This window comes from Herbaspirillum sp. RV1423 (assembly GCF_000577615.1).
GTDB lineage: Bacteria > Pseudomonadota > Gammaproteobacteria > Burkholderiales > Burkholderiaceae_D > Herbaspirillum.
On the sequence record NZ_CBXX010000002.1, the window covers coordinates 207,948 to 227,359 of the forward strand.

Sequence of the window (19,412 nt, forward strand, 5' to 3'; positions counted from 1 at the left end):
AACGGCCTGGCATGCATACGCAGCCAGGCCGTTCTCATTGATGCCTGCAGGATCAGCGAATGTCCAGCGCGCGATTGACGCTCAGCGCCGCCAGCGAGCAGACCGCGCCCGACAGCAGGTAAATGCTGACATACGCCAGGCCGAAATGCGCCGACAGGCCCAACGCCACCAGCGGCGCAAAACCTGCGCCGACCAGCCAGGCCAGATCGGAAGTGAGCGCCGCGCCGGTGTAGCGGTATTTGCTCGGGAAGTTGGCCGTCACTGCACCGGCAGCCTGGCCGTACGACAGGCCGAGCAAGGCGAAGCCGATCAGGATGAAGGTGTCCTGGCCGGTATCGCCGCCGTTCATCAAGGTCGGCACGAAGCCGCTCAGCACTGCGATCATCACCGCCAGGGCGCCTAGCGTGGTGCGGCGGCCGAAGCGATCGGCGATCGGGCCGGACAGCACGATGCCGACCATCATCAGCACGGCGCCGAACACCTGCACCATCAGGAAGTCGCTCATCGAGCGCATCGAATACAGTGAAATCCACGACAGCGGGAACACCGACACCAGATGGAACAGCGCATAGCTGGCCAGCGCGGCGAGGGCGCCGATGATCAGGTTGCGTCCCTGGGTACGGGTGATCTCGATGACGCCGGTCGGTTCCAGTTCGCGCTCTTCCAGCAGGCTCGAATACTCTTCCGAGGCAACCAGGCGCAGACGGGCGAACAGCGCCACGACGTTGATGGCGAATGCCACATAGAACGGATAGCGCCAGCCCCAGTCGAGGAAGTCCTCATTGCTCAGATTGCCGATCAGATAGGCGAAAACCAGCCCGGCGACGATAAAGCCGACCGGCGCGCCCAACTGACCCAGCATGGCGTACCAGCCGCGCTTGTTCTTGGGCACGTTCAGCGCGAGCAGCGACGGCAGGCCGTCCCAGGATCCGCCCAGCGCCAGTCCCTGGCCGATGCGCAGGACGGCCAGCAGGACGATGGCGGTGAAGCCGAGGTGATCATAGGTTGGCAGGAAGGCAATGCCCGCCGTGGACAGACCCAGCAGGAAAAGGGCCAGCGTCAGTTTGACTTCGCGCCCGAGCTTCTTCTGGATTGCCATGAAGAGGACGGTGCCGAACGGCCGCGCGAGGAAGGCAAAGGAAAAGATGGTGAAGGCATAGAGCGTGCCTTCGAGGCGTTGTTCAAATGGAAAGAAGATTGTGGGAAAAACCAACACCGAGGCTATGGCATACACGAAGAAATCGAAGTATTCTGAAGCCCTTCCGATGACCACGCCGATTGCAATATCGCCTGGCGCAATCGCCGGATGATCAGATTTGGCATTATCAGAACCACCGACAGGCGTATTTCCGGAAAATTTACCAGGAAGTTCAGGGTGATGAATATGAGTGCTGGCCATGATCATTGTCTCTCTTTCTTGATTCGGTCTGTGACGCCGCTACGTTCCGCGCAGGCATTGCCGATTTTTGTTGTTGTCCCGACATCAGGGTGGGACAAATTGTCCAATCGCCAATGCTTAACGGTAAGTGTACATTAGCATGATTTGCTAGCTCCGACTGGACTTTCCCTGCATGTTTTCACACCTCATTCGCCGCGGACTCGTTTTCCTGGCTGCAATTTTGTTGGCTGGTTGCAACACGGTTGTCCTGAATCCTTCGGGAGACATCGCCAACCAGCAAGGCCGGCTCATCGTCATTTCGACCATCCTGATGTTGCTGATCATCGTCCCGGTGATTGCGTTGACGATCCTTTTTGCCTGGCGCTATCGCAAGAACAATACCGCCGCGCGCTACGAACCCGACTGGGACCATTCGACCCAGCTCGAACTCGTGATCTGGGGCGTGCCGCTGCTGATCATCATCGCGCTCGGCCTGCTGACCTGGATCAGCACCCATACGCTGGACCCGTACCGCAAGCTGTCGCGCCTCGACGCGCAGCGTCCCATTCCTGAAAACGTCAAGCCGTTGACCGTCGAAGTCGTCGCGCTGGACTGGAAATGGCTGTTCATCTATCCGGAGCAGGGCATCGCCACGGTCAATGAAATGGCCGCGCCGGTCGATGTACCCATCGAGTTCAAGATTACTGCTTCCACGGTGATGAATTCGTTTTATATCCCCGCGCTGGCAGGGCAGATTTACGCGATGCCGGGCATGCAGACCAAGCTCAATGCCGTCATCAACAAGCCGGGCGAATTCGAAGGCTTCTCGGCCAACTACAGCGGCGCCGGTTTCTCGGACATGCGCTTCAAGTTCCATGGCGTGAGCAATGAAGACTTCGACGCCTGGGTCAAGAAGGTCAAATCCGGCGGCGGCGCCCTCAAGCGCACCGAATACCTGGCGCTGGAAAAGCCGAGCATCAAGGACCCGGTGCAGCACTTCAACGCCGTCGACGGCACGCTGTTCCACGCGATCCTGAACCGTTGCGTCGCCGAAGGCCAGGTCTGCATGGACAAGCAGATGATGACCGACAAGAACGTCAAGGATGAAGCCACGGGCGCAAAAGAGGGCGCAGCCAAAGACGCGCCCCAGGAAGTCGCCCAGGCCGGCGGCCAGCACCACCATGAATAATCAATCGAAAGAACTGCCGGCAGCAGCGATGCAAGCGGCCGGCGGAGGCGCCCTGCAATATGGCGCCGCGACCTTCTTTTTCAGCGGAAAGTAACGATGCTAGACCAAATTGACATGACCAAGCTGATCTTCGGCCGTCTGAGCTGGGACGCGATTCCCTTTCATGAACCCATCCTGCTGATAACATTCATCGGCGTGCTGATCGGCGGCGTCGCCGTGCTCGGCGGCATTACCTATTTCCGCCTGTGGGGCACATTGTGGCGCGACTGGATCACCAGCATCGACCACAAGAAAATCGGCATCATGTATGTCATCCTCGGCATCGTCATGCTGTTGCGCGGTTTTGCCGATGCGCTGATGATGCGCGCCCAGCAGGCGCTGTCCTTCGGCGATTCGGTCGGATTCCTGCCGCCGCATCACTACGACCAGGTCTTCACCGCCCACGGCGTGATCATGATCTTCTTCGTCGCGATGCCGCTGGTGACCGGACTGATGAACTATGTCGTGCCGCTGCAGATCGGCGCGCGCGACGTGGCGTTCCCGTTCCTGAACAACTTCAGTTTCTGGATGACGACATTCGGCGCCGGCCTGGTCATGGCGTCGCTGTTCGTCGGCGAATTCGCGCGTACCGGCTGGCTGGCCTATCCGCCTTTGTCGGGCATCCTCGGCAGTCCTGATGTGGGGGTGGACTATTACATATGGTCATTGCAGATTGCCGGGGTAGGGACGCTGCTGTCAGGCATCAACCTGATCGCGACCATCGTCAAGATGCGCGCGCCCGGCATGAACATGATGAAGATGCCCGTTTTCACCTGGACCGCGCTGTGCACCAACGTGCTGATCGTTGCGGCTTTCCCGATCCTGACCGCGGTTCTCGGCATGCTGTCCCTGGACCGCCTGGCCGGCACCAACTTCTTCACCAACGATCTCGGCGGCAACGCCATGATGTACGTGAACCTGATCTGGATCTGGGGCCATCCCGAGGTCTACATCCTGGTGCTGCCGGCGTTCGGCATTTTCTCGGAAGTGGTTTCCACGTTCTGCGGCAAGCGCCTGTTCGGCTACACCTCGATGGTGTATGCAACCATCGTGATCACCATCCTGTCCTACCTGGTCTGGCTGCATCACTTTTTCACCATGGGTTCGGGCGCGAGCGTCAATTCGTTCTTCGGCATCACCACGATGATCATCTCGATCCCGACCGGCGCCAAGATCTTCAATTGGCTGTTCACCATGTACCGTGGCCGTATCCGCTTCGAGCTGCCCATGCTGTGGACGGTCGGCTTCATGATCACCTTCGTGATCGGCGGCATGACCGGCGTGCTGCTGGCCGTGCCTCCCGCCGACTTCGTGCTGCATAACAGCCTGTTCCTGATCGCCCACTTCCACAACGTGATCATCGGCGGCGTGCTGTTCGGCATGTTTGCGGGCATCAATTACTGGTTCCCGAAGGCCTTCGGCTACAAACTGGACGATTTCTGGGGCCGTTGCTGCTTCTGGTTCTGGCTGATCGGTTTCTGGGTCGCGTTTACGCCGCTGTATATCCTCGGATTCATGGGCGTGACGCGCCGCATGAGCCATTTCGAAGATCCTTCGCTGCAGATCTGGTTCCAGATTGCTGCCGTGGGCGCCGTGCTGGTTGCGCTGGGCATTGCATCGTTCATCATCCAACTGGTGGTCAGCTACCTGCGCCGCGACGAGCTGCGCGACACTACCGGCGATCCATGGGGCGCCCGTACGCTGGAATGGTCGACGTCGTCGCCGCCGCCGGACTACAACTTCGCTTTCACGCCGCGCGTGCATGACAACGATGCCTGGGCCGACATGAAAGCCAACGGCTACGTCCGTCCGAAAGAAGGTTTCGTACCCATCCACATGCCGAAGAACACCGGCGCAGGCTTTATCATCGCCGCCCTGAGCGCCGTGATCGGCTTCGCCCTGATCTGGCAGATGTGGCTGCTGGCCGGCGCCGGTTTCATCGCCATCATGGCCGCGATCATCACACATACTTTCAATTACAAACGCGATTACTACATCCCGGCCGACGACGTCGTCCGTGTTGAAGCCAACCGCACACGCTTGCTGGATAGCCATGTCTGAGATTTCCACTTCCTCCGCCGCCACCATGGGCGCAGCGCCAAGCTCGCGTTATTACGTCAAGGAACATCATCCCGAAAACGGCACCTTGCTGGGTTTCTGGATGTACCTGATGAGCGACTGCCTGATCTTCGCCTGCCTGTTCGCTACCTATGCCGTGCTGGGCCGCAACTATGCGGGCGGTCCGACTGGCGCCGAGTTGTTCGACCTGCCTCTCGTGGCGATCAACACTTCCTTGCTGCTGCTGTCGTCGATCACGTACGGCTTCGCCATGCTGGAAATGCAAAAGAAGAAGGTCAGGACCACGCTGATCTGGCTGGCCGTCACAGGCTTGTTCGGCGCCGGCTTCATCTATCTGGAACTGTATGAGTTCGTGCACCTGATCCATGAAGGCGCGGGTCCGCAACGCAGCGGTTTCCTGACGTCGTTCTTCGCGCTGGTCGCAACGCACGGCCTGCACGTCACATTCGGCATCGTCTGGCTGATCACGCTGATGTTCCAGGTCGGCAAGCATGGCCTGACGCCTGAAAACGGCCGTCGCCTGATGTGCCTGTCGATGTTCTGGCACTTTTTGGACGTGGTCTGGATCGGCGTTTTCACCTTTGTTTATCTGATGGGAGTCCTGCCATGAGCGCGCAACAGCATCAAGAACATCCGTCGCACGCCGAGAAGTATGGCCATCAGGACGGTTTTGACGTACATCACCACGACCATACCGCCGACCACGGCAGCCTGAAGAGCTACACCATCGGCTTCGTGCTGGCGGTGATCCTGACCGCAATTCCGTTCTGGCTGGTCATGGGCAACGTGATCGAAAAGTCGAGCACAGCAGGTTTCGTCCTGCTGGGCCTGGCTGTGGTGCAGATCGTCGTGCACATGATCTACTTCCTGCACATGAATTCCAAGTCCGAAGGCGGCTGGACCATCCTGGCGCTGATCTTCACGATCATGGTCGTGGTAATCATGCTGGCCGGTTCGCTGTGGGTCATGTATCACCTGAACCACAACATGATGCCCGGCATGAGCCAGGACCTGTTGCAGGAAGCAGTGCCCGGTTCGATGCAAAACATGCAGCACAACATGCCCGGCATGAAGTGATGCGCGTTGTCGCATCGTAATCGACAGTGATTGACAGTCAGTCTCCGGGGCGCGCCGTTGCGGAAGCAGCGGCGCGCCCCCGGTCTTCCGGGCTGCGCCGTTTTCTGGCGTTTTTCCTGCCCGTCGCTTTTGTCGGCGTATTTCTCATATTTGTTGCTCTCGGCAGTTGGCAGGTCAAGCGCCTGTTCTGGAAGCTCGACCTGATCGAACGCGTTGACCGGCGCGTCCATGCGGCGCCTGTCGTGGCGCCTGGGCCCGATGCATGGCCGGCGATCAGCGCGGATTCGCATGAATATCTCCATGTCCGCCTCGCCGGCACGTATCTGTATTCGCAAACCGCGCGCGTACAGGCCGTCACCATTTACGGCAGCGGCTACTGGCTGCTGACGCCGCTGCGCAGCGCCGACGGTACGGTGACGCTGATCAATCGCGGCTACATTGCCACCGGCGCGCATGATGTGAAAGAGGGCGCAGGCGACGGCCAGGCGGAAGTGACCGGCCTGCTGAGGATCAGCGAGCCCGGCGGCGGTTTTTTGCGCCATAACGATCCCGCTGCCGACCGTTGGTATTCACGCGACGTGCTAGCGATCGCGCAGGTGCGCAAGCTCGGCAATGTCGCGCCGTATTTTGTCGATGCCGACGCTGCTTCCGCCAGTTCGATACCCGAACAGCAGCGCGCCGCCGCCGGCGAGCCGCTCGGCGGATTGACGGTAATTGCCTTTCCCAACAACCACTTGGTTTATGCTCTCACCTGGTACGGACTGGCCCTGATGACGGCCGGCGCCGGCTTCTGGGTCATGCGCGACGAAAAACGCCGGCGCGCGGCCCGTCCCGACCAGGAAAGCAAAGATGGCAAGCAAGGCTGACAATCTGAATCACCCCGACATATCGACGCACCCGAATACCGACGCCATGGATAGCGTTTTCCAACTTTCCAACGTCCCCCCGGCAAGTCCCGAGACATCCGCGAGCGGTCCCGACCGCGCCGCCGGCCACAAGAACATGTTGCAACTGATCCAGTTGCGCTGGATTGCCGTGTTCGGCCAGATCACCACCATCATCGTGGTGATTTTCGGATTCGACATTCACCTGCCGTTGCCGCACATGCTGGAGGTGCTGGCCTGCCTGATCGCCTTCAACATCGGCAGCCACCTGCGCTGGCATGAGCGGCCTTTCGTCACCAACCGCGAGCTGTTCCTGGCGCTGCTGGTCGACGTGGCCACGCTGACCGTACAGCTTTACCTGAGCGGCGGCGCCAGCAATCCATTCGCCTTCCTGTACCTGCTGCAGGTGATTCTCAGCGCCGTGCTCCTGGAAGCCTGGTCGACCTGGACCATCGTCGGCATCACCAGCATCTGCTTTGCCGGGCTGTCGCAATTCTTCGTGCCGCTGTCGCTGCCGCCGGATCCTTACGATGGCCTGTTCAGCCTGTATGTCGAAGGCATGCTGATCTGCTTCCTGCTGATTGCGGCCTTGCTGGCGATTTTCATCACACGCATCAGCCGCAACCGCCGGGTGGGGGATGCGCAACTGGCAGCCTTGCGCCAGCGCGCGGCAGAAGAGGATCACATCGTGCGCATGGGCCTGCTGGCGTCCGGCGCGGCGCATGAACTCGGCACGCCGCTGGCGACGCTGTCGGTGATCCTTGGCGACTGGCGGCGTATGCCGGAATTCGCCAGCAATCCGGTGCTGCTGGAGGAGATCGGGGAAATGCAAATCCAGTTGCAGCGCTGCAAGACTATCGTCAGCGGCATTCTGCTGTCGGCCGGAGAGGCCCGGGGCGAATCCTCGGTCAAGACGACGCTGCACACCTTCCTGGGTGACCTCGCGGAAGAATTCCGCGCCACCCGGCCCGTGGTTTCTTTCGATTACCGGAATGACATCATCCAGGACATGCCGGTCGTCTTCGATTCCGCGCTCAAGCAGATGATCTGCAATGTGCTCGATAACGCGCTGGAGGCGTCGCCAAGATGGTTGAGCCTGACGGCATCGCGCGAAGGCGGCGAGCTCCGCCTGGTGGTGGATGATACCGGACCGGGTTTTCCTACCGGCATGCTGGGGCAGCTCGGCAAGCCCTATCAATCGACCAAGGGCAAGACCGGCGGCGGCCTGGGCCTGTTCTTTGTCGTCAATGTGGCGCGCAAGCTCGGCGGCACGGTCACGGCGCACAACCGTGAAGAGCATGGACACATCGCCGGCGCGTCGGTGCGACTGACGCTGCCGCTCTCGGCCATCAGCCTGGAACCGGAAAACCCCGAAGAATCCGCCGGACCGTCCGGAAAGGAACAAGTGAAAGAGGACAGGCAACATGCCGGCTGAACGTCTGCTGCTCATCATCGAAGACGACGCCGCGTTTGCGCGTACGCTGGGCCGTTCGTTTGAACGGCGCGGCTATGCCGTCCTGCTGGCGGCCAACCAGGATGAGGCCGGAGCATTGCTCAGGCAGCACAATCCAGGCTACGCAGTGGTCGATCTCAAACTCAACGGCAACACTTCCGGCCTGGCCTGCGTGCAGATGCTGCACCAGCATGACGAGGCGATGCTGATCGTGGTGCTGACGGGTTTCGCCAGCATCGGCACCGCGGTCGAGGCCATCAAGCTGGGCGCTTGCCAGTATCTGGCCAAGCCGTCCAATACCGACGACATCGAAGCCGCCTTCGGTCATGTGGCCGGCAATACCGAAGTGGAATTGACCACGCGTTCGACCTCGATCAAGACGCTTGAATGGGAACGCATCCATGAGGTGCTGGTGGAAACCGATTTCAACATCTCTGAAGCGGCGCGGCGTCTCGGCATGCACCGGCGCACGCTGGCGCGCAAGCTGGAAAAGCAGCGCATCAAATAATCAGGATTGGATTGATCACATTTTTCTGTGTATCAATTGAACATCGTGTCTGTATCTCTCTTTGTATCGGATATGAAATGCGTTTCACAGCGCGTGGATTTCTGATCGCGTGAGCTTAATTCTCTATGTTGTTCACGGCGCCGGGAGATCAGTGTTGCGCATCGCTCATTCCCTCGCTTTGTGTATTCCAAGAATGCATCTCGCAAATGAAATTTAATCTACATTAAGTTAGATTAATTTCGATGTGTTTCAGCGGCACAATGTCGTGTTGAAATGTTCTCTTGACAGAGGACATTACGCGTTCATCGGGAAACGAACACAACAGTCTCTACAAGGAGATTTAGGTGAATGGCATTTTTCAGTGTTGCATGATAACGTTGTCCGATAGAGGATTGAGGTGGTTCTAACGGCAGTATCGCGAGAGACAACGGGCCAAAAATCCACGATGACCAATCGCACTCGCTCAGCGTCGGGCAATAATCCTGTTTGCGAAACTGTATCCTGTTGAGTTCACCGATGGAAAAACGAGAGCAGGGCTCGGAAAAATGTTGATGTATTCCGACAAGGAAAAATCCATTCATTTTCTGATCATGCCTGACAGTCAGACGAGCAAGGCCATCGATAATCCGGATATCTCTTTTTCTTTAGGAGCGGGAAATAACTGGAATATCCTGACTGAGATGCTGGAAAATACCCAGGATGAAGCATTTGTCAAAAGTATTCTTGTGCATTTCAAGGACTCGGATTTTGAAGATGAAGCCTTTATAGAAGCATTCGGGTCTGATTACGTGAACGCGATAAAAAAAGGGAGACGGATGCTCTTAAAGAAGACTTATGCTTATAACGAGTCGATAGTAGGCCGCCGTCTCGATGAAACAACAATGCAAGCCCATTTAGATCGATATCACGATGATTTGATACAACGACTTAATCAGGTGATGGATGAGATGACCACGTCTCAGTCGGAATTGATGTTGAATACCTGGTTGCATGCTGTGAAGTTTGTCGGAGGGGTCATAGCAATCGGATTGTCGTTGTTTGCGGCGGGAGCAGGCGTAGCAGGACGCTTTGCCGTTGCCGGCAGGTTCGGGTTAGCCGGGCTGACAACGGCAATTGCTACCGAGACAGGCGTCTGGCTGACTAAAAAATATACTGCAGATCATCCAGCAGAAGCAGAGGCTGCGTTTCGCGCCTGGCTTGCGACCGTAGTCACAGAGACGGTCATTTTTCTCGTCGGGGTGGTGCCAGCGGCTAAATGGGTTTATAAAGGCTCGATAGGTGCAATCGTGACGGACAAAATATGGTCCAAGGTAGTGGTAAAGGTGATCGAGCGTACCTGGGGACCCAGCATTGGCCTGTTGGGACTGAAGGTCGGTCCGGATTTCTCCTCCTATCTGGAGAATGCCATTGCAAGAGAATTGATCAAACAGGGGATGCCAGACCCAAGAGAGATTTTGGATTTCTGCGAGAGTCGCCCCGGGAATGGCGGGAGTAAAACCTGATCGGCCGATGGCAAGACACTAGAACGCATTTCATAAATAGGCGTGAGTGCGAGTCTCTGGTGTCCGTAGAAAAAATTGAAGTGAGCGCAAACGCGCTTCATCGAACTATATCGGCGCGCAGCGCCCGCTTCACGCTGCTGGCCAGATCACTGATCTGGAACGGCTTGCGCAGCACGGCGTCCAGGTCGATGACTTTGCCGACGGCCTGCATGTCGGCATAGCCGGTCGCCATGATGATCGGCAGATGCGGATTGCGTTCGCGTGCCGCGGCGATGACTTCGGCGCCGTTCATGCCGGGCATCAGGAAGTCGACGATCAGCAAGTCGAAATTCCCGGCATGCAGCTTCTCCAACCCAAACCAGCCGTTTTCCGCCTGTTCGACCGTATAGCCCAGTATTTCAAGGCATTCGACGATGAATTGACGCACTTGGTCATCGTCCTCAATCACCAGGATGTGGCCCGACTCCTTCGGCTCCAGCGGCTGATCCAGCATTTCCTGGTAATGCTCGCGCAGCGGCATCGCGCTCAGCACCGGCAACCAGACTTCCACCGTCGTGCCGTTGCCGAGCGTGCTGTCGATGCGCGCCAGCCCGCCCGACTGATCGGCGATGCCGTATACCTGGCTGAGTCCCAGGCCGGTGCCTTTGCCCACTGCCTTGGTGGTGAAGAAAGGATCGAACACCTTGCTGATGATGTCCGGCGAGATGCCGGAGCCGGTGTCCTTGACCGCGATCACGACGTAAGTGCCAGCCTTGAGCACGCCGTCGCGCGCGTGGCGCTGGCGCACTTCAATGCGCAGGTTGCCGCCGTCCGGCATGGCGTCGCGCGCATTGATCGCCAGGTTGAGGATCGCCATCTCGATCTGGTTGGCGTCGGCGACCGCGCGCGGCAACGACGTCGGGATATCGATGGCGACGTTGATGCCCGATCCCACGGAGACGGCGATCAGGTCTTTCATCCCTTCGATGACCGCTTCGATATCGACCGGTTTCAGATCCAGCGTCTGATTGCGCGAAAACGCCAGCAACTGGCCGGTCAGCTTGGCGCCGCGCTTGGTCGCATTGCGCGCCGAACCGGCCATGCGCTTGATGCGTTCGTCGGAGGACAGGCGTTCGATCAGGTCGACGTTGCCGATGATGACGTTGAGCAGGTTGTTGAAGTCGTGGGCGATGCCGCCCGTGAGACGGCCGATCGCCTCCATTTTTTGCGCCTGCACCAGTGCAATCTGGGTGCGTTCGCGTTCGGCCATTTCCTTCATGAGCCGGTCGTTGGCCTGGGCCAGTTCCGAGGTGCGTTCTTCGATGCGCAGCTCCAGCGTCTCGTTGAACTGCTGCAATGCGCTCTGGCTTTCGAGCAGCCGATTTTCCGCTTCGCGGCGGTCGCTGATATCGAGCGAGACGCCGGCCATGCGCACAGGCACGCCGCTACGGTCATGCACTGTCCGGCCGCGAATCTGCACCCAGTGCACTGACTTGTCGGGCCACACCACCTGATACTCGATGGAAAAGTCATCCCGCGACAGCATGGCTGCTTCGATCACGTCCAGATGGCGCTGGCGGTCCTCGGCATGGATGGCGCTGAGCAGGTCGTCATACGTGAACTCGCTGTCCGGCGAGATGCCGAAATGCACCTTGCAGGTTTCGGACACGATCAGGATCAAGGTGTCCAGTTCCAGGCTCCATGAGCCTAGGTGGCCGGCATGCAGCGCCAGACGCAAATGCTCTTCCGAACGAGCGCGCTCGTGCAAATGGCTGCGGCTGAGGTATTGCCGGCGTCGCGCGCGAAGGGCCGAAACGCTGGCGCGCAGCAAGGTCTCGGCGTTGACCGGACGTTCCAGCAGGATCATGTTGACCAGGCGTTCCAGCACGTCCAGCACCGGGTTGCGCTCCTGGCCGTGCTGCCGTGCACTGAGAATGACAAAAGGAAAATCGGACCACGACTCCTGCTGTTCAACCCAGCGATGCAGTTGCGAAAAGTCGGCATTGGCGAGCGCTTCTTCGGTGATCAGCGCAGCGCCGGCGCCGGTCGCAAGTTCTCGCAGCAAGACGCTATAGTCCGGACATACGGCGCAGTTGAGGCCTTGGCTGCCGAGCGTCTGCTCGATGACCTCCGCATCCCTGCCGTGCGGGGCGAGAACAAGGATGCGTTCTTCAAGAGGCAGGTTAACTGGCATCGTGTTTCAGTACAGGCGTTTTGCCGCGATAAGTCGGCAAGCCGCTCATGATGCCCTCGAAATCCTGCAAAGCTTCCCCAACTTGCAGCCCGGACCTCGGGCTGAGGCGGAATTCGTGGATCGTGCGCATGTGGTGGTTGGTGCGGCTCTTGACGACGGAAATTGCGGTCGCAATATCGCCGTGCGCCTCGAAGAAGCGGAACATGAGGATGCTGTCGCTGAGATAACTGAGATCGACGTCCGAGCGGATTTCTCCGACCAGGCCGTGCTGGCCCAGCACCAACAGGGTAGTGACGCCCTGCTGGCTCAGGTAGGTCAGCAACTCGTGCATTTGCAGCAACAGGTATTTCTCGCCCGGCATCGCCTGCAGATAGGCGTTGAGGCTGTCGATGACGGCAAAAGTGCGGCCTTCGTTTTCGACCGCGCGGCGGATCGTCGCCGCGAACTCCCCCGGGGACATTTCGGCCGGATTGATCTGGTGCAGCGTCAGGCTGCCGTCTTCGATATATTGCGAGATGTCCATGCCGAGCGAAAGCGCGCGGCTGCGCAGCGTACCCCGGCCTTCGTCGAACAGGTAGTAGGCGGCGCGTTCGCCGCGTTGCAGGGCGGCCAGCGTGCAGCGCAATGCGGTGGTGGTCTTGCCGGCGCCCGAGGGGCCGCTCAACAGCGTGTTGGTGCCGCGCGCTAGTCCGCCTCCCATCAGGGTATCCAGCGCCGGCACGCCGGTGCTGCTGAGTCCGTCCTCGAATTCGCTGAAATGCTCGGCGGCGATCAGGCGCGGGAATACGCGCATGCCGCCGGTTTCGAGGACGAAATCGTGATAACCGCCGGTGAAACTGATGCCGCGCATTTTGATGACGCGCAGGCGCCGTCGCTCGGTACCGAAATCCTGGGCCAACTGTTCCAGGCTGATGACCCCGTGGGCGATGCTATGCAGTTGCAGGTCGCCGACTTCGGCGGTGCGGTCGTCGAGCATCAGCACGGTGCATTTGCGCGTGGAAAAAAAACGCTTCAACGCCAGGATCTGGCGACGGTAGCGTAGCGGATTGTGCGCCAGCAGCCGCATTTCCGACAGGCTGTCGAAAATCACGCGCACCGGCTTCAGCTCATCGACACGCGCCATGACGCTTTTGACGGTTTCACCGAGTTCGACTTCGGACGGATGCAGGATGGATTGCTGGAAATCGGGATTCAGGTCTTCGTCATCGATCAGCTCGTACAGGGACAAGCCATCCAGCGACCAGCCGTGCGACGCCGCGACCGCGTGCAATTCCACTGCCGTTTCCGACAATGTGATATACAACCCGGCTTCGCCGTGAGCCAGTCCTTCGAGCAAGAACTGCAAGCCGAAAGTGGTCTTGCCCGTGCCCGGCGTGCCTTCGACCAGATAAAGGCGATCGCGCGTCAAGCCGCCGCCCAGGATTGTATCCAGACCGGTGATACCGGTAGCAGATCGGTTTGGTCTGGAGTCTGATGTGCGATCCGGTGTGAGGTGGTGTCTTTGTTGATCCATCACGTCGATATCGTTGAAGTTGCGTTGATTCGGCAAGGTCGCCGGAGAGCTATCTGTTATGCAACTCACTGTAGCAGCAGGGCGGACGGGCCCCTGTCAGATGACCCCTGAAACTTTTGTAAGACATTCTGAAGTTGTACTGTCAAGCCAGAGCCGGCAAGGCTTGTGGATTTTCACAATAATCGCTGCGGCCCTTGATTGCCGCCGATAATGCATTACTATCGACATCAGCAACTTATCGGGAGTCGGCAATGTCCGGCTTTTCTGTTCAATCCGTGTCGATATGGCAATGCAGACAACAATGACCACGAGCTTACCAGGCCCTGCAGAGCAGGCCGACAATTCCGGCCTGTATATTCTGGTGGTGGAAGACAATCTGGACTCGCAACAACTTATATGCGAACTGCTGGTGGTCCTCGGTCATCGCGCAGAGGGCGTCGGCAGCGGCGAGCAGGCCCTGGTCGAGTTGGAGACGCGTTGTTTCGACGTGCTTTTCACCGACGTCAGCCTGCCCGGCATTTCGGGCATCGAGCTGGCGAAAAAGATCAGCGAAAAGACACCCTCGATCAAGATCATCTTCGCCTCAGGTTATGGCGCGCAGATCGGCAAGAATATCGGTGCCGGCGCCTTCTCCCTGCCCAAGCCCTACGACGTGGAGCAGTTGCAGCAAATCCTCGACAACATCGGCCGGGAGTTGCAGGGCGCCAGCCGCCGGCGCATCGCCCGGCACTGACATCGTGGCGCGACCGGGAGGGCCTCCGTCGGTCCGCAGGTATCAGGGCCAGGGCATCGGCGTCACGTCTTCATATTGTGCCTTGGCTGGTTGCCGTCCGGAGGCAAGGCCGGGATGCAGTCGGGCGCCCAGGAGCAATTGCAGTTCGCGGTCGGTGGCGACGAAATCGGATGCCTCCAGCGGCTGCGCCGTATTGGGCCAGTTTTCCACGGCCCAGCGGCGCAGTTCGCGATAGCGGCGAATCAATTCCTCGGCATACTGTTCGCGCGCCTGCGGTTCGTCGGAATGTGCATTCATCAGAAACTCCATTGACGTCAATAATGATGGCAAGTCTAAACCCTGCGGCCCTGGGGGCGGCATCGGACGGCGCCTGATTGCCATGTAGGACGGCGGCAGTATCTATTTCTCAGCGAGCGGAAAGAAGAGCCGCAATGCGTTTCGGCAAATCCGGCAAAAGCGTGGCGAGGAGGCCCGGGCAGTTAATCCGGATCGGCAAAGCCCAGACGCTGATGCCATTCGAGCAGCGATTCTTGTGGAAATTCGTCGAACTGCTTGTCCTTGCGGCCTGCCTTGACTTCGACCCACGGCGCTTTGTAGTTGAGCAACAGATGGGTATATTCGGGCGGCACCGGCAACGGCGTGTCGATGGCCGAGGCGAAAGGATGGACCAGATCCGGCCAGGTCGGATCGTAGAGCCACAGCGCGCTGCCGCAGCGGCGGCAGAAATGGCGCTGGCCGGTGCTGGTGTGGATGCGCTTTTCACCCTTGCGTTTGAGCCTGGCGTGATAGACGCTGACGTCGTCCGCGCCTTTGACCTTGAGGCTATGGAAGTCGCCGCCGATGTTGACGGCGTAACCGCCGCCGCCCTGGGTCTTGCGGCAGATCGAACAGTAACAGCGCTGGTAAGGGTAGGGCGTATTGCTGTCGAGCGTAAAACTGACGGCGCCGCAATGGCAGGATCCTTTGAGTTTCATCTGTTCCTCATCCGTAGTGGGATCGGTAGGCGGCATCAGCTTGCGCCCATTGCCGTCATGGTTTCCCTGGCCATGCCGCACGTCATATCCGGTGCGGCTGGATGGACGGCATGGTACGGCATGACCGGTTTTCGCAGTATAGCCCCGCGTGCTTTCCTGCCGCTACATTGAAGACATGCCGCCGTAAGTTAATCCGCCAACTCTTCCAGCACCAGTTCAAAACAAATCAGCACGGGATTGCGTCCGCGCGCCAGCACGCCTTGGCAGACATGGCCGCGCGGATCGATCAGCGCGATGTCGAGCCGCGCCCGCAGGCCGTCGGGGCCGCTGCAGACGCGGCCTTCGCGCACCAGGATTTCGGTTGCGAGGTCTTCCACGATGCGTCCGTCCTCGAACTCGGCGCCAATGATGCTGCCGACGCTGCCGCGTATCGCGGCATTTTTGAAGCCATGCATGCGGCAGGCTTCTTCGATCGCCATGGTCAGGTCCTGGTCTGGACGAATCCGCGCCAATATGATGCGGCGACCGCCGTCGCGTTTCTGTTCGGCGACCAGGGCGGGGTGGAATAGTGTGAAATGGGTTTCCGGATCGAAGCGCGTTTCCATCGTGGCGTTGCGCAATCCCCATACCTGCGCTTGTACGGTCTCGGCAACGACGGTCCGGTCCGTCAACAGATGCCCGCCGCGCCGCCGGCCTTGCGCATCCGTCCAGATCGCATGGCAATGCACGAAAGGCGCGCCGTCGCGACGGCCGTAGGTGGCGCAGGCCAGCTCGATGGCGACGCCGCCGGCGACTTCATGCGGCGCGCTGTAAAACGCCGCATGCTTGCCGTCGTGCGACAACGCCGGCATCAGGAAATGGTGCGGCGAAACCTTGAGGTTCTCGATGCGAAGGGCGCCGCCTTCAATGCCGGCAGCAGCCAGCGGGATCGCAATGGCGTCGCGCAGGTTGCGGCCTGCTTCGAGCGTGACGGTCGCGACGACGGCGTCGCCTGTCGCGCTGGCGATGCGCACCGGGTCGGGCGCACCGGGATGCCTGGCGCTGCGGGCGAAGGCGGTTGGTTGTTGCAGAGCTTGCATGTCGGTCTCCTTGCCGGGCGTCTGTGCGCTTTCGGCGATTTTTCTGGTGGCGAAAAAAGATGAGCGGACATGGTATCCCGCTTTCGGTTTTTGTGTTTCCGCAGTGGATGCGATGACAGGGCGTTCGTATTTTCGCCGACGAAGGCCCTGTTGATTTCCATGCGGCAATTATTATATTTCCGTGCGGAATCATTTTCTGTTCAGACGGGTTTTCACGCCTCTTCTTCCCTCTTTGGAAGGAGTTGTCACGCCGCAGTAATACTTCGATGCAACAATGCGCCGCATCACCTCCGAGCGCGCTGCGTCCGTGCTTCAGGCACGCTATCGCTCGTCTTCAGCCATCAGGGAAAAAGACAATATGACTATCCGTCTGCGCATCACCTTGCTCGTCATTCTCACCTTCATCGCCATCTCCGCCATCGGCGGTTATGCATTGTTCCAGTCGCGCGACAGCGCGGTGGAAGTCAGGTCGGTGACAGAAGGCGTGGTGCCGAGCGTACTGGCGTCGTCCGATCTGGTCGGGCAATTGAAGGACGTGCAACTGGCGGCCATGGTGATGGTGACCGAGACCGACAATCAACTGGTCGGGCAAGAGAATGACAAGCTCGCCGCCAAGAAAGCCGCGCTGGAAAAGGCCTTGGAATTCCAGGCCGGACAAGCCGTTAGCCAGGCGCAAAAAGGCCTGATCGTGCAAGCCAGGGAAAGTCTGGACAACTACTTCGGCGCCATCGACAACACCGCCAAGTTCAAGCTGGCCGGCAAGGATGCGCTGGCGCAGGCATCGTTCTTCGGCAGCGTGGTGCAGTACCAGGCCGAACTGGAAGGCGTGGTCGACACGCTGCGCATCGAAAAGAACCGCAGCAAGGACACCGCGATTGCCGCGCTGAACCAGAATCTGTCGTCGACCACGACCACGATCGCCATCGTCACCGCCATTGCGGTAGTGGGGTTGGCGCTGATCGGCTTCCTGCTGTATCGCCAGATCACGGGGCCGATCAGCCGCATGCAAAAAATGATGACCGAAATCGCGGTCAACCAGGATTTCACGCGCCGCCTCCCGGTCGACCGCATGGATGAAGTCGGCCATTCCATCGTCGCCTTCAACGGCATGATCGAAAAGATCCAGGAAGCCTCGGCGCAAGTGAAGCAAAAGACCGCCGACATGCAGTCCATGCTGCAAAACATCCCGCAAGGCATCCTGACCGTGGTCGACGGCAACAAGGTGCATCCCGAATATTCCGCCTTCCTCGAAACCGTGTTCGAAACGCAGGACATCGCCGGCCGCGACCTGATGGATCTGGTGTTTTCCGGCACCGGCCTGGGCGCCGACACCTTGTCGCAGATCGAGGCCATCGGCGGCGCCTGCGTCGGCGAAGACGTGATGAACTTCGAATTCAACGAACACCTGATGGTCGGCGAAGTCGAAAAGACGATGGCCGACGGTCGCGTCAAGATCCTCGACCTCAGTTGGTCGCCGATCACCGACGACGCCGACATGGTGATCCGCCTGATGCTGTGCGTGCGCGACGTGACCGAACTGCGCAAGCTGGCCGCCGAAGCCAACGAACAGAAGAACGAACTGGAAATGATCGGCGAAATCCTCGCCGTCAGCACGCCCAAGTTCCAGGAATTCATGGCAACCTCACGCCGCTTCCTCGATGAAAACGAGCAGATCGTCCACCAGAACCCGGAAGCGACCGCATTCGCCATCGCCAAACTGTTCCGCAACATGCACACCATCAAGGGCAACGGCCGCACCTACGGCCTGCTGCACCTGAGCAACGTGGTGCACGACGTCGAGCAGCATTACGACGACCTGCGCCATCCGGAAACCGGCGCGGTATGGGATCAGGAACATCTGTTGCAAGACCTGGCTAAGGTGCGCGCCGCCATCGACCGCTATGCCCGCATCAATGAAGTCACGCTGGGCCGCCAAGCGGCGCCGGTACAAACCGAAGCGATCGGGCGCCATATCCTGACGATCGACCGCAAGCATATCCAGGAAAGCCTGCATCGTCTGGAAACCGTCAATACCGCCAACCTGCACGAACTGGTCGCGGTGCGCAATGCGGTGCGCAAGACGTTGCGCCTGTTGGGCACCGAGACGATAGAGGAAATCCTGGCCAGCGTCACCGATTCGCTGCCGGCGCTGGCAAGCGACCTCGGCAAGGCTGTGCCCATGGTGGCGATCGACGACAACGGTTACGTGATCCACGCGCATGCGTCGGGATTGCTCAAAAATGTTTTCATGCACCTGATCCGCAACGCCGTGGACCACGGCCTGGAAACGCCGCAGGAACGTCTCGCCGCCGGCAAGCCCGAGGCCGGCACGATCAGCCTGCAACTGGGCGTGATGGACCACATGCTGCACATGGCGCTGTCGGACGACGGCCGCGGCCTCGCGCTGGCGCGCATTCGCCAGACCGCGATCGAAAAGGGCCTGATCGGTATTGACGAAGTGCAGACCGATGCCGAACTCGCGCGCCTGATCATGCGCCCCGGCTTCTCGACCCGCAGCGAAGTGACCGAGGTGTCAGGGCGCGGCGTCGGCATGGATGCGGTGCTGGACTTCGTCACCCGCGAACACGGCAGGATTGAAATCCAGTTCCTCGATCATGCCGAGGGCGCCGATTTCCGCGCTTTCCAGGTCAATGTGCTGCTGCCGGAAAACGTCGCCGTGGAAGTCGACGGCATCGACGTCGCCTATCCGCTGCCGGAGCCGGAGCAGGCCGTCTCAGTTGCCGTCGCGGCGGCGGGCAGCGATCCTCGCGTCGCCTGAGCGGAGCTGCAGGGTGCAGATTCAGGAACGCAACGGGTTTTGTCGTAAGGAA

Annotated in this window: 16 protein-coding genes; 10 read left to right on the top strand and 6 right to left on the bottom strand. The window is 59.6% G+C overall.

What is annotated here, in order from left to right; genetic code table 11:
- Positions 1-52 precede the first annotated feature (52 nt).
- Positions 53-1,399: an MFS transporter gene (locus tag RV1423_RS02785; RefSeq protein ID WP_034293137.1), complete on the bottom strand. Its 1,347-nt coding sequence runs from the start codon at positions 1,397-1,399 to the stop codon at positions 53-55.
- Between the two features lie 172 nt (positions 1,400-1,571).
- On the opposite strand from RV1423_RS02785, the gene cyoA reads away from it, so the two are divergent.
- The 8 genes from cyoA (at position 1,572) to RV1423_RS02825 (ending at position 10,109) form a co-directional block, all read left to right on the top strand.
- Positions 1,572-2,567 carry a ubiquinol oxidase subunit II gene (gene cyoA / locus RV1423_RS02790; RefSeq protein WP_034292863.1) on the top strand — a complete coding sequence of 332 codons (996 nt, stop codon included), beginning with the start codon at positions 1,572-1,574 and terminating at the stop codon, positions 2,565-2,567.
- Positions 2,568-2,663: 96 nt separating this feature from the next.
- Positions 2,664-4,667, top strand: coding sequence for a cytochrome o ubiquinol oxidase subunit I (gene cyoB, locus RV1423_RS02795; protein WP_034292865.1), 2,004 nt, complete (start codon positions 2,664-2,666; stop codon positions 4,665-4,667).
- Positions 4,660-5,295, top strand: coding sequence for a cytochrome o ubiquinol oxidase subunit III (cyoC, locus tag RV1423_RS02800; protein ID WP_034292867.1), 636 nt, complete (start codon positions 4,660-4,662; stop codon positions 5,293-5,295). Before cyoB ends, cyoC begins: the two co-directional genes overlap by 8 nt.
- On the top strand, positions 5,292-5,762 hold the full coding sequence (gene cyoD / locus RV1423_RS02805; protein WP_034292869.1) for a cytochrome o ubiquinol oxidase subunit IV: 471 nt from the start codon (positions 5,292-5,294) through the stop codon (positions 5,760-5,762). Before cyoC ends, cyoD begins: the two co-directional genes overlap by 4 nt.
- 26 nt (positions 5,763-5,788) lie before the next feature.
- Positions 5,789-6,628: an SURF1 family protein gene (locus tag RV1423_RS02810; protein ID WP_034292871.1), complete on the top strand. Its 840-nt coding sequence runs from the start codon at positions 5,789-5,791 to the stop codon at positions 6,626-6,628.
- A 46-nt stretch (positions 6,629-6,674) separates the two neighbouring features.
- A complete protein-coding gene (locus tag RV1423_RS02815; RefSeq protein WP_051516454.1) occupies positions 6,675-8,081 on the top strand; it encodes an ATP-binding protein in 1,407 nt (468 codons plus the stop codon).
- Positions 8,071-8,607 (top strand): response regulator transcription factor, encoded by a 537-nt coding sequence (locus RV1423_RS02820; RefSeq protein WP_034292875.1) that lies wholly within the window; start codon positions 8,071-8,073, stop codon positions 8,605-8,607. The genes RV1423_RS02815 and RV1423_RS02820 overlap by 11 nt, the downstream gene beginning before the upstream one ends.
- A gap of 551 nt (positions 8,608-9,158) precedes the next feature.
- On the top strand, positions 9,159-10,109 hold the full coding sequence (locus RV1423_RS02825) for a hypothetical protein (RefSeq protein WP_155835005.1): 951 nt from the start codon (positions 9,159-9,161) through the stop codon (positions 10,107-10,109).
- 97 nt (positions 10,110-10,206) lie between these two features.
- On the opposite strand, the gene RV1423_RS02830 is transcribed toward RV1423_RS02825, so the two are convergent.
- Positions 10,207-12,282: a PAS domain-containing sensor histidine kinase gene (locus RV1423_RS02830; protein WP_034292879.1), complete on the bottom strand. Its 2,076-nt coding sequence runs from the start codon at positions 12,280-12,282 to the stop codon at positions 10,207-10,209.
- On the bottom strand, positions 12,272-13,795 hold the full coding sequence (locus RV1423_RS02835) for an ATPase domain-containing protein (RefSeq protein ID WP_034293139.1): 1,524 nt from the start codon (positions 13,793-13,795) through the stop codon (positions 12,272-12,274). The genes RV1423_RS02830 and RV1423_RS02835 overlap by 11 nt, the downstream gene beginning before the upstream one ends.
- 301 nt (positions 13,796-14,096) lie before the next feature.
- On the opposite strand from RV1423_RS02835, the gene RV1423_RS02840 reads away from it, so the two are divergent.
- Positions 14,097-14,528: a response regulator gene (locus RV1423_RS02840; RefSeq protein WP_034292882.1), complete on the top strand. Its 432-nt coding sequence runs from the start codon at positions 14,097-14,099 to the stop codon at positions 14,526-14,528.
- A gap of 42 nt (positions 14,529-14,570) precedes the next feature.
- Here the strand turns inward: RV1423_RS02840 and RV1423_RS02845 are convergent, their stop codons facing one another.
- From RV1423_RS02845 to RV1423_RS02855, 3 genes are all read right to left on the bottom strand, one after another.
- Entirely contained in the window at positions 14,571-14,825 is a 255-nt protein-coding gene (locus RV1423_RS02845; RefSeq protein ID WP_034292884.1) for a hypothetical protein, read from the bottom strand.
- Between the two features lie 182 nt (positions 14,826-15,007).
- Positions 15,008-15,502: a GFA family protein gene (locus tag RV1423_RS02850; RefSeq protein ID WP_034292886.1), complete on the bottom strand. Its 495-nt coding sequence runs from the start codon at positions 15,500-15,502 to the stop codon at positions 15,008-15,010.
- A 188-nt stretch (positions 15,503-15,690) separates the two neighbouring features.
- Positions 15,691-16,581 (bottom strand): PCC domain-containing protein, encoded by an 891-nt coding sequence (locus RV1423_RS02855; RefSeq protein WP_034292888.1) that lies wholly within the window; start codon positions 16,579-16,581, stop codon positions 15,691-15,693.
- Positions 16,582-16,939: 358 nt separating this feature from the next.
- Here RV1423_RS02855 and RV1423_RS02860 point away from each other — a divergent pair, with 358 nt between their 5' ends.
- Positions 16,940-19,360, top strand: a complete 2,421-nt coding sequence (locus tag RV1423_RS02860; RefSeq protein WP_034293140.1) for an ATP-binding protein — start codon at positions 16,940-16,942, stop codon at positions 19,358-19,360.
- Positions 19,361-19,412 lie beyond the last annotated feature (52 nt).

Bases quoted from the DNA above. Each gene is read 5' to 3' on its own strand.
- cyoB (WP_034292865.1), top strand. From the start codon at position 2,664: ATGCTAGACCAAATTGACATGACCAAGCTGATCTTCGGCCGTCTGAGC.
- cyoD (WP_034292869.1), top strand. From the start codon at position 5,292: ATGAGCGCGCAACAGCATCAAGAACATCCGTCGCACGCCGAGAAGTAT.
- RV1423_RS02785 (WP_034293137.1), bottom strand. From the start codon at position 1,399: ATGGCCAGCACTCATATTCATCACCCTGAACTTCCTGGTAAATTTTCC.
- RV1423_RS02825 (WP_155835005.1), top strand. From the start codon at position 9,159: ATGTATTCCGACAAGGAAAAATCCATTCATTTTCTGATCATGCCTGAC.
- RV1423_RS02815 (WP_051516454.1), top strand. From the start codon at position 6,675: ATGGATAGCGTTTTCCAACTTTCCAACGTCCCCCCGGCAAGTCCCGAG.
- RV1423_RS02855 (WP_034292888.1), bottom strand. From the start codon at position 16,581: ATGCAAGCTCTGCAACAACCAACCGCCTTCGCCCGCAGCGCCAGGCAT.
- RV1423_RS02860 (WP_034293140.1), top strand. From the start codon at position 16,940: ATGACTATCCGTCTGCGCATCACCTTGCTCGTCATTCTCACCTTCATC.
- RV1423_RS02840 (WP_034292882.1), top strand. From the start codon at position 14,097: ATGACCACGAGCTTACCAGGCCCTGCAGAGCAGGCCGACAATTCCGGC.
- cyoC (WP_034292867.1), top strand. From the start codon at position 4,660: ATGTCTGAGATTTCCACTTCCTCCGCCGCCACCATGGGCGCAGCGCCA.
- RV1423_RS02835 (WP_034293139.1), bottom strand. From the start codon at position 13,795: ATGGATCAACAAAGACACCACCTCACACCGGATCGCACATCAGACTCC.
- RV1423_RS02830 (WP_034292879.1), bottom strand. From the start codon at position 12,282: ATGCCAGTTAACCTGCCTCTTGAAGAACGCATCCTTGTTCTCGCCCCG.
- RV1423_RS02850 (WP_034292886.1), bottom strand. From the start codon at position 15,502: ATGAAACTCAAAGGATCCTGCCATTGCGGCGCCGTCAGTTTTACGCTC.
- cyoA (WP_034292863.1), top strand. From the start codon at position 1,572: ATGTTTTCACACCTCATTCGCCGCGGACTCGTTTTCCTGGCTGCAATT.
- RV1423_RS02820 (WP_034292875.1), top strand. From the start codon at position 8,071: ATGCCGGCTGAACGTCTGCTGCTCATCATCGAAGACGACGCCGCGTTT.
- RV1423_RS02845 (WP_034292884.1), bottom strand. From the start codon at position 14,825: ATGAATGCACATTCCGACGAACCGCAGGCGCGCGAACAGTATGCCGAG.